The organism is Bradyrhizobium sp., assembly GCF_035701725.1.
Classification (GTDB): domain Bacteria; phylum Pseudomonadota; class Alphaproteobacteria; order Rhizobiales; family Xanthobacteraceae; genus Bradyrhizobium.
The window spans coordinates 1-3,246 of record NZ_DASSRP010000249.1; the positions used below are offsets into that span (position 1 = coordinate 1).

The 3,246-nt window shown below is 62.5% G+C and carries 3 protein-coding genes; 1 reads left to right on the forward strand and 2 read right to left on the reverse strand.

Features of this window, described 5'->3' with window-relative positions; genetic code table 11:
- Both VFL62_RS14695 and VFL62_RS14700 read right to left on the reverse strand, forming a co-directional pair.
- Positions 1-853: LLM class flavin-dependent oxidoreductase (locus VFL62_RS14695; RefSeq protein WP_325173106.1), on the reverse strand; the 853-nt coding region annotated here is incomplete at its 3' end.
- Positions 854-1,031: 178 nt separating this feature from the next.
- A complete protein-coding gene (locus VFL62_RS14700; RefSeq protein WP_325173107.1) occupies positions 1,032-2,732 on the reverse strand; it encodes a radical SAM protein in 1,701 nt (566 codons plus the stop codon).
- A gap of 269 nt (positions 2,733-3,001) precedes the next feature.
- On the opposite strand from VFL62_RS14700, the gene VFL62_RS14705 reads away from it, so the two are divergent.
- Positions 3,002-3,246: MFS transporter (locus VFL62_RS14705; RefSeq protein WP_325173108.1), on the forward strand; the 245-nt coding region annotated here is incomplete at its 3' end.

A 3,246-nucleotide genomic window follows, 5' to 3' on the forward strand; every position in this document is an offset into this window, starting at 1 on the left:
CGATCAGCCACTCGACGGGATCGGTCACGTCGGGCGGGATGATCGGGAAAGTGGCGACATCGCGGAAATAGTCGGCAAAGGCCTGGACCCCGAACTGCACGTTCTTGCGCGCCTGCTCGCGGGTTTCAGCGATATGGAACATGCCGACCACTCGCCAATTCTTGCGGTCGGGCAAATGCCCGTTGGCGCGTGCGGTCTTCTCGTAGAGACCCCAATTTGCGGTGTGCCGCTCCATCGCCATCGGGCTCGTTCCACCGATCGACAGCATGCCGATGCCGTATTTGCCCGAGAGCAGCGATCCCGAGGGCGATCGGGCGGCGGCGACCGCCAATTCCATTGTCGGCCGGGTATAGGGCCGCAATTGTAGCTGCGCCTCGGTCAGGTTGAACCAGTCGCTCTTTTGAGTGACGGTTTCGCCGTTGAGCAGCCGGATGATCACATCGAGCGACTCGTTCATCATCCGCCGCTGCTCGCCCGGGTCGATGCCGATCTTCAGCGCGTCGTGCACGAGGGCGCCGGGGCCGACCCCGAACATCGCACGGCCACGCGTCATGTGATCGAGCTGGACCATGCGGTCAGCGAGCATGAACGGATTGTGGTAGGGCAGCGAGACCACGCCGGTGCCGAGCCGGATATGCCGGGTGCGCTGAGCCGCGGCGGCGATGAACATCTCGGGGCAAGCGATCAACTCAAAGCCGCCGGAATGGTGCTCGCCGATCCATGCCTCGTGATAGTTCAGCCGGTCGAGTAGTTCGAGGAGCTCAAGATCGCGCTCGATCGACAGAGTCGGGTTTTCGTCATGATTGTGGAATGGCGCGAGAAAAATGCCGCTGCGCAGATACGGTTCGTTCATGCCGAGCCCTCCGGCGGAAACCATGCTGGGGGCGGATCGTCGGTCATCGCCCTTGTTCCCGCAAGCTCTTTCCCCGCACGCCCGACCGGTGCGTTCCACCTCAACGGCATGTTCGCCGGATCGTGCAGCCGAGGTCATCCTCCGGGGCGCAGAGACCCGCCCGCCGCCACGGTTCACGTCAGGCGGCGGCGCCGGTCAGCGGGGCGGGTCGGGCGAGCGCGGCGGTCACAGGCTCGGCAACGGGCGCAAGCGCCAAGTCGGTGTAGGGCCGCCGGTCGCGTTCGACACGGCGGCGGATTCTGTGCAGGTAAAGATAAAAGGCTACCAGCTTGGTATGCGTCTCAACGACTTCGCGGACCCGGCGCGGATAGAAGACCAGCGGATTTTCGCGCGGCAGGCCCGAGCGGCGGCTGCGCCGCAACTTGCGGCGAAAATAGCCGCCCTGCAGCGGATGCACGTTTTCCTGAATAAAGGTAAAATAGAATTGCAGGATATGGTTCAACAGCCGCACCGGCTTAATGCCGCTCGCCTTGGCGCGACGGAAAATCGTTTCGATATGCTCTTTCGAGTAATAAAGATCCCAAGCGCGGCGATAGACTCTCTGCCACTCTTGCGCGGTCATGACCGGATGCCCGGTTGTGACGTGCTCGAGATCGTATTTGTTCATGTCGGAATCCATCCAGACCCCGTCCGCGTCGAGCGCCTGGTGGTCGGCCGAGCCCGGCAATGGCGTCAGGATGAAGAATTCCAGCAAATCGACCGGCAACTCGCGCTGGACGGTGGCGATGTCCTGCGCGATCCGCTCCGGCGTGTCGCTCGGAAACCCGAGGATGTAGCCGGCATAGGTGATGACCTGCCGTGTCCGCCACTCATGGAACATGCGGCGGTATTCGTGCACCCGGTTCTGCCTTTTCTTGGCTTGCAACAGATTGTCGGAGTTGACGTTTTCGAGCCCGATAAAGACTCGCTTACAGCCGGCGCGCGCCGCCTTGTCGACAAAATTCGGAATGCGGTGACAGAGCGTGTCGACCTGGATGATGAATTGCAGGCGCAAGCCTTCCTGCTCGCGCATCGCGATCAGCCGGTCGAAGATCGCCTCCCAATTGCGGTTGCGCGCGAAATTGTCGTCGGTGATAAAAAAACGGAACACGCCCTGAGCCAGGTTGGCGCGCACCAACCGCTCGACATCATCGGCGTCACGCCAGCGCGATTTACGGCCTTGAACGTTGATGATCGTGCAAAAGCTGCACTGGAACGGACAGCCGCGCCCCGCATCGAAAGCGCCGATCGTCTCACCGTAGCGGCGTACGATGTCGATCGGCAGAAACGGCGTCACCTGCCGCTGCAAACCCGGCAGCTCGTCCATGTAATTGTAGATCGGCAGCAACCGGCCGGCCAGCGCATCGCGAAACACGCCTTCGAGCCGACCTTCGGCCTCGCCGGCAAACAGCGCGATGCCGCTGTCGCGCGCCTGTTTCAGGTCGTGCGGGAGATCAGGCAGCATCGCCAGGCAGCCGGAGACGTGGAACCCGCCGATTGCGACTGCAACACCGGCTTCACGAAACGCCATGGCCAGATCCATGGCGCGCGGAAACTGGTTGGACTGCACGCCGACAAAGCAGACGAGCCCGGCACCTGCCGCCTTGATCCGCTGGATAATCCGGCGGACCGGTATAACGGTGTGGCATTCGTCGTAAGCACGGATTTCGAGGGTCACGTCGTCGCCGAGCGCGCGCCGTGCCGCGATTTCGGTCGCGATACCGTAAAGGCAGGCCAGCGAATTCGACGGGATCCACGACTTCCACCACTGGATCACATAGCCGTCATCGTCGTAATGCGACGGCTTGATCAACTCGACGACGAACCGGCGGTCCCCCAACGCACCCTCGCCCGACACTGTCTACCCGCCTCTCTTACCTGCATTGCCGCCGCCTTGGAAGGCATTGCTCGCCATCGGTGATCAGCACGCGCCGGCGCAGGCGGCGGCACCTTGACGAGCGATTTGGCGATGTCCAGTCGCGATGCCTCGCGCCGTGTTTCAACGAAAGCCGCACAATCGCTTTCTCTGGATTATGAATATGCGCGACGTGGCCCGCCAGCCGCATGCTGGTCTCGGGCAGCGCGATAAAAAGACGGAGGAGCGCATCGATGCGAACGACACACCGCCGATATTGGGTGTTTTTCCTGCTGTTTTTGTTCAGCGCCGTCGCCTATCTCGATCGCGTCAACATGTCGGTTGCGGGCAAGCCGATAGCGCACGAATTTGGGCTGTCGCCGATAGCACTCGGCTACCTGTTCTCCTCCTTCCTGTGGGCCTACGTGCTGATGATGCTGCCCGGCGGCCGGCTGATCGACCGCTGCGGCCCGCACGTCGTCGCCTCGATCGCGACCGC